Here is a 6,832-nt window from a genome sequence, read left to right on the forward strand (position 1 = left end):
AGATAATCGCCCGGCTGGCCGATCACCCCATCCGCAGGCAGGATGACGCCATTGAAATCATGGTTTCCGGTACCCGCCCCACGCATGCCGGCAATTCCATCCATGGAAGGATAGGCGGCATGCCCCGCCTCCAGCGGGACGAGCAGCATCCGCACCGTATCATCGCGCGCACGCGCCGTGACAAGCGCCCGCGTGACATGAAACGCACCGGAGGCCAGGATTTTCCGGCCCTGTAAAATAATGCTGTCCCCCGACCAGTCCATGCGCAGCGGCGCGCTGCCTTCCGTAACCCATACGCCAAACAAAGCCCCGTCATGCACGTCTTCCGCCGCGCGGGCCAGTTGCGTGGGTGTTCCGTAGCAGGCGATCAGGCGGATGGCGTTGACGTGTCCCTCCACTATGCGCCCGAGCGACAGGCTGCCCTGTCCCGTCAGGCGCAGGAGATGCAGCAGCCCGCTGGCGCCATGGGGTTCCGTGCCGAACCCCCAGCCCCCGTGCGTCCGTGGCAGAACCGCCGATAACACCCCCAGTTGCCGCAGGCGGCTCAGGCCGGATACGGGAAACAGGGCCTGTGCGTCATTCGCTGATGCCTCTTCTTCCAGTTCCGCGCGGCAGGCGGACAGGGCTTCGAAGGGAAAGGTCATGGAGCGCACTGTCCTTCCGGCTGGGTGTCCGGCCTGCCGGGGTTTCCTGACGGCTGGCGGCATGGATCCCGTCCATGCCGGGAAACAATGCGGCAGGGCGCAGGGGGTTCCCGTAAACCGGATGGTTCCTGACGCCTGCGGCAGTGCTCTTGTGGCCAAACGCGGGAATACCCATATCCATGAATGAAATGGACATGTCATCCCCCACCCCTGACTTCCGCCGCAATCCCGGCCACGCGCGGGGGCCGCACCCGGAACCGTATCTTCCTCATGGAAATCAGGGGAGTGATGGGGTAGATATGTGCGGCCCCTGAATAAGGGGGAACAAAACCGGAGGGTATCTGTCAGACAGGCGGGCAACCCGGATTCCACCTGCCGCATCGGGCCATCATTCAGCACCGGTGCAAGCCGGTTTGCACATTTTGTATTTACGTTTATTCACCTATATTTTAACTTGTTAATCAATGAACTCTCGGGACATTATATATAATGCTCAATCATCGTTTTGGTGATATATAAGTATTCAAAGAAGGATGAATGAATAACCATGCCTGTTAATCAAATGCGTAAACACATGTCGGACAGCGCGGGCTTCATTGCGGCCCTGGACCAGAGCGGGGGCTCGACACCGGGCGCGCTCAGGCACTACGGCATCCCCGATAGTGCCTACAGCACCGATGCGCAGATGTTCGCCCTCATGCATGAAATGCGGGTGAGGGTGATTACCGCCCCCGCATTTACAGGGAAAAAGGTTATCGCGGCCATCCTGTTCGAGCAGACCATGAACGGGCTGGTAAAGGACACGCCGGTTCCGACCTATCTGTGGCAGGAGAAGGGTGTCGTTCCCTTCCTGAAGGTTGACAAGGGGCTGGAGGCCGAAGCGGGCGGCGTCCAGCTGATGAAGCCCATTCCCAATCTGGAAGCGCTGCTTGATCAGGCGATCAGCAAGGGGATTTACGGCACGAAGGCCCGCTCCGTCATCCGTCTGGCCGAGCCCGAAGGGGTTGCCGCAATCGTGAAGCAGCAGTTCGGCCTTGCGCAGCAGATCGCGGATCGTGGGCTTGTGCCCATCATGGAGCCTGAAGTCCTGATCAAAAGCCCGGACAAGGCCGGGGCGGAAGCCCTGCTGCATGATGAACTGCGCCGTGGGCTGGATGCGCTGCCCGGTGACTATCAGGTCATGATCAAGGTTTCGATCCCTGAAAAGGCTGATCTGTACCTTGACCTGATCAGGCACCCGCGGGTGCAGCGTGTGGTGGCGCTTTCGGGGGGGTACCCGCGTGATGAAGCCTGCCAGCGCCTGTCGGCCAACCATGGCATGATCGCCAGCTTCTCGCGTGCGCTGCTCGAAGACCTGCGTTACACCATGACGGACGCGGAATTCGATGCGGCCCTTGCGAAGTCCATTGACCAGATATTCAAGGCCTCCACCCAGAAGGTCTGAAACACGGTTTACGCCCGGCCGGTAGCGGCGGGGCGGACAGCATGAAAAAACGGCTTCCAGGGTTCTGGAAGCGTTTTGCGTTTGTCTGTTCATAAGAAGCTGTCTGAAATAACTGATTGATAAAAAATAATAAAAGCTTCGGAATGCTGCCTTTTCTCAAAAAGGCGGCGCCAGGAAACTTTCATTTCAGGAAGAGGTGCGCGTGGAGACCCCGGATGCGCGCGGAAGGGCGCAGTCACCCAGATCGCGCAGGGGCCAGCCGCAAGCAGGTGGGATTCAATATCTTCCAGCGAGACCCCCTTTGTTTCCGGCACGTAAAGCAGCGTAATCCCGATAAACAGGGCGTTCATTGCGGCGAACAGCCAGAATGTATGGGCTTCCCCCAACGTGTCGAGCACACTCAGGAACGTATTGCTGACAGCCCAGTTGGTGGCCCAGTTGGTAAAGGTGGAACAGACAATGCCAAAGTCACGGCCACGCAGGGGCTGGATCTCGGCGCATAATGTCCATACCAGCGGTCCCGCGCCAATGGCGAAGCCAAGGACAAACACCAGCAGCGATCCGACCATGGCGATCTGGGCCACGGTGTCATGCCCGCCATATTCAACCAGACCGCCCGCCAGCAGCATGCTGCCGGTCATGATGGCGCAGCTCAGCAGCAGGAGCGGCCGGCGGCCCCATCTGTCAACGGTAACGATCGCGACACAGGTGGCGACAAGGTTGATCAGCCCGATCAGGGCCGTGGCCCAGCCCGCGGCGGAAGCGCCGAAATTGGCAGCCTGAAAGACCTTGGGCGCGTAATACATCAGCACGTTGATGCCGGTAAGCTGCTGCATGATCTGCAACACGATGCCCAGCCCGACCGAGCGCCGGAAATTGGCGTTCTTACGGAAAAAGGAGAACCCTTCCGACCGGCCCCGGGTCAGTTCGGTGGCGATGTCGGATATTTCCCGGTCGGCCTGCTGCGGGGTCGGGCGCAGGTAGCGCATCACCCTGCGCGCCCGGGCGTTCTCTCCACGCATCATGAGCCAGCGCGGGCTGTCAGGCAGGAACAGGCAGCCGATAAGGAATACGGTGGCGGGCACCGTCATGAGCCCCAGCATCCACCGCCAGTGCGCGCCATCCGCCAGCATGCCATCGGTTACGTAAGACAGGAAAATGCCGCCCGTCATCATCAACTGGTAACATGCGATCATGGAGCCACGCTGCGCCACGGCCGAGACCTCGGAAATATAAAGGGGGGCCGTAAAGGCCGCGATCCCCACGGCAAAACCCAGGAAAATCCGCCCGATGATGAGTACGGCGACGGACGGGGCGAGCGCGCTGATCAATGAGCCGACAAGAAAGAGAAGGGATGACCCCAGCAATGCCCGCCTGCGGCCAAAGCGGAAAGAGATCGTACCGGCAATCAGCGAACCCACGGCCGCCGCCGCCATCATGGAGGAGACGATCCATTCCTGCGTGCGGGGCGACGCGTTGAAATCATTGCCGATAAAGCGTAGCGCACCGGCGATCACCCCCGTATCCAGCCCGAACATGAGACCGGCAAGGGCCGCCAGCACACCCACGACAATGGCATGCCCCGGCGAGGGCGCGCCTGTAGGCGACGCCCCGGCGCGCGGGGATACAGGGGGCACGTCATGATGAACCAGGTCTTCTTCGGGCATTGAGCGGCACCTTCTCTTTTTATTTATTGAAATACGCCTGTCCTGCCGTACGGTTTTTGCATACGGCCCCCGGTAAACGGTTCCGGTGGCAATGAATGACAGGTCGTCGTGGACGCTGATATGGATGCATCAATGCATATATTGCCCCGTTCTGAACAATATATATGAAGCGGATCCCCAACATTTTTCTGTGACTGAAATATTTAATATTTTAATATAAAATAGAAAAAAACATTAATAATGGCCGGTCTGGCCATCTGTCCGCCCCCGTGGCGGATGCTTGTGCCCGGTGGGTGCGAAAGAGAGGCATCCGGATCGTGCCCGGAATGTGTTATGTGAAAATAGCATCGCAGATATAAGTAACGGAATTGGCATAATAATAAGAGTCGGTGGTCCGGTTGAATTCGGACCCTGAATGTATTTTAAATTTTGATATATTATATCCAACAATCCTAAAAATATATTCGATTCACCGCTTTGGTTATTTTATCATGGGTGCGCGGTGCACATATTTTTGTGTACGGAACTGGTATTCAGGGGCGTTTCACAAGGTCGGACCGGCCTGTTCGCGTTGCATTATTCCGCCTGAAATATTGTGCAAAAAATACGGAAAACCGCATGTTTCGTGTTGCTGACACGTCTTTTCGCATTTCCATAACAGCATATGAAAAATGTATGGCCATGCGTGGATGGAATAAATCCGTCTCAAGCACTCGTGATTGGGCAAGGGTGGTATTGGAATAAAATCGGGACTTCAATACAGGAACTGCCGCGCCAGACATGACGGCCTGTTCATATCAAGAAACCGCAAGACTGAAATCAATTGCAGCCGGATTTCTGGTTATATTGGGAAGATGTCAGCGCATCAGTTCCTGTACTGTCATGGATGGCAGCAGGGTAATGGATCTCGGCACAGGTATGTGACGTACGTGGCATGCAGGCATGACCGGATGGCAGCATCCCCTCATGCGGTTCCATGTAACGCCCGTAGCGAACAGGGCTGGCCGTGACAACGGAGGACGGTTTTTATGCGTTCATTATTTCCTTGTCCCGCATGGGCGCCGGATGGTGCCGGAAGTGCACGGGCGGATATTGATACCCTTTGCATCAATACAATCCGTACACTGGCGATGGATGCGGTACAGAAAGCCAATTCCGGCCACCCGGGCACGCCGATGGCGCTGGCCCCGCCAGCCTATGCGTTATGGCGCGATGTCCTGAATTACGACCCCGCCAACCCGCTATGGCCCAACCGGGACCGCTTCGTGCTGTCCATTGGCCATGCCTCCATGCTGCTGTACGCGCTGATCTATCTCGCCGGTATTCGCGATGTGAAGGACGGGCGTGTAACGGCGGACAGGCCGTCCCTCACCTTGGCTGATCTGGAGCAGTTCCGCCAGCTCAATTCCCGCACCCCCGGCCATCCGGAATACGGGCATACCAGCGGCGTGGAAACCACCACCGGCCCGCTGGGGCAGGGGTGTGGCAACTCGGTTGGCATGGGCATTGCCCAGAAATGGCTGGCCGCGCATTTCAACCGGCCGGGTTTCGATCTGTTCGATTACCACATTTACACATTCTGTGGCGATGGCGACAACATGGAGGGCGTGTCCAGCGAAGCTGCCTCCATCGCGGGGCACCTGAAGCTCGGTAACCTGACATGGATTTACGACAGCAATCACATTTCCATCGAGGGCAATACCCGCATCGCCTTTACCGAGAGCGTGTACAAACGCTTCGAGGCCTATGGCTGGCATGTCCTTGAACTCAAGGACGCCAACGACACCGGCGATTTCCGCCGCCTGCTGGCCGAGGCGAAGGCCGAGACATCCCGGCCCACGCTGATCATCGTCCATTCCATCATCGGCTGGGGTTCGCCGCACAAGGCGGGCACGGCGGCGGCGCATGGCTCCCCGCTGGGGGTCGAGGAAATCCGCGAAACCAAGAAATTCTACGGCTGGCCGGAAGATAAAAGCTTCTATGTGCGAAGGCGTGCCCGAACATTTCCAAAAAGGCATCGCCACGCGCGGGCCGCCGCGAGCAGGGCATGGTACGACCTGCTGGCCCGCTACCGCAAGGCGCATCCTGAACTGGCCGCCGAACTTGACCTTGTCCTGTCGGGAAAGCTGCCCGAAGGCTGGGATAGCCAGATCAGCGATTTCCCCGCCGATCCGAAGGGTATCGCCTCCCGCGCCAGTTCCGCCACGGTGCTCAATCAGGTCGCGGCCCGTTATCCGTGGATGATCGGCGGCTCGGCCGACCTGTCGCCTTCCACCAAGACGCACCTGACATTCGACGGCGCGGGTGATTTCCAGCCGCCGCAATGGGGCGGTACCTATGGTGGGCGCAACCTGCATTTCGGTGTGCGGGAACATGCCATGGGCTCGATCTGCAACGGGCTGGCGCTTTCCTATCTGCGGCCTTACTGCTCGGGCTTCTTCATCTTCTCCGATTACATGAAGCCGCCCATCCGCCTTGCGGCGCTGATGAAGCTGCCGGTGCTGTATATCTTCACCCATGATTCCATCGGGGTGGGGGAAGATGGCCCGACCCACCAGCCTGTCGAGCAGTTGGCCCAGCTTCGGGCCACGCCGGGGGTCACGCTCATCCGCCCGGCGGACGCCAACGAGGTGGCGGAGGCGTGGCGCACCCTCGTCACGCTGGTTGACCGCCCCACCGTGCTGGTGCTGACGCGCCAGAACCTGCCCACTTTGTGCCGCAAGACTTTTGCTCCCGCCACGGGGCTGGCGAAGGGGGCCTACGTGCTGGCTGATAACAGCGGCGGCACGCCCGATGTCATTCTCATGGCCACGGGCAGCGAGGTCGGCTGATCGTCAAGGCGTTCGAGCAGCTCAAGGCGGAGGGGGTGAAGGCCCGTATCGTTTCCATGCCCTCGTGGGATCTGTTCGAGGCCCAGCCCCGGTCCTACCGCGACAGCGTGCTGCCGCCGGATGTGACCGCGCGCGTGGCGGTGGAACAGGCCGCGCGCCTGGGGTGGGAGCGCTATGTCGGCCTGCGTGGCGCGACCATCGTGATGCACACATTCGGTGCGTCGGCCCCGGCGGGTGAGCTGGAGG

3 protein-coding genes and 2 pseudogenes are annotated in these 6,832 nt (G+C 59.4%); 3 read left to right on the top strand and 2 right to left on the bottom strand.

The window, feature by feature from the left end; all coding sequences use genetic code 11:
* Positions 1-644: pseudogene (locus JCM25156_RS07690) on the bottom strand (acyl-CoA dehydrogenase); the annotation flags it as partial.
* Positions 645-1,191: 547 nt separating this feature from the next.
* Between JCM25156_RS07690 and JCM25156_RS07695 the strand changes: the two are divergent.
* On the top strand, positions 1,192-2,088 hold the full coding sequence (locus JCM25156_RS07695; RefSeq protein WP_025812674.1) for a fructose bisphosphate aldolase: 897 nt from the start codon (positions 1,192-1,194) through the stop codon (positions 2,086-2,088).
* 186 nt (positions 2,089-2,274) lie between these two features.
* Here the strand turns inward: JCM25156_RS07695 and JCM25156_RS22505 are convergent.
* Positions 2,275-3,755 (bottom strand): annotated as a pseudogene (locus JCM25156_RS22505) (sugar porter family MFS transporter).
* A 1,028-nt stretch (positions 3,756-4,783) separates the two neighbouring features.
* Here JCM25156_RS22505 and tkt point away from each other — a divergent pair.
* Positions 4,784-6,586 (top strand): transketolase, encoded by a 1,803-nt coding sequence (tkt, locus tag JCM25156_RS22510; RefSeq protein ID WP_242402544.1) that lies wholly within the window; start codon positions 4,784-4,786, stop codon positions 6,584-6,586.
* Between the two features lie 35 nt (positions 6,587-6,621).
* Positions 6,622-6,832 (top strand): transketolase-like TK C-terminal-containing protein (locus tag JCM25156_RS30910; protein ID WP_407637115.1); only part of this gene is annotated, 211 nt, incomplete at its 3' end.

This window comes from Komagataeibacter kakiaceti JCM 25156, assembly GCF_000613305.1.

Bases quoted from the DNA above. Each gene is read 5' to 3' on its own strand.
- JCM25156_RS07695 (WP_025812674.1), top strand. From the start codon at position 1,192: ATGCCTGTTAATCAAATGCGTAAACACATGTCGGACAGCGCGGGCTTC.
- tkt (WP_242402544.1), top strand. From the start codon at position 4,784: ATGCGTTCATTATTTCCTTGTCCCGCATGGGCGCCGGATGGTGCCGGA.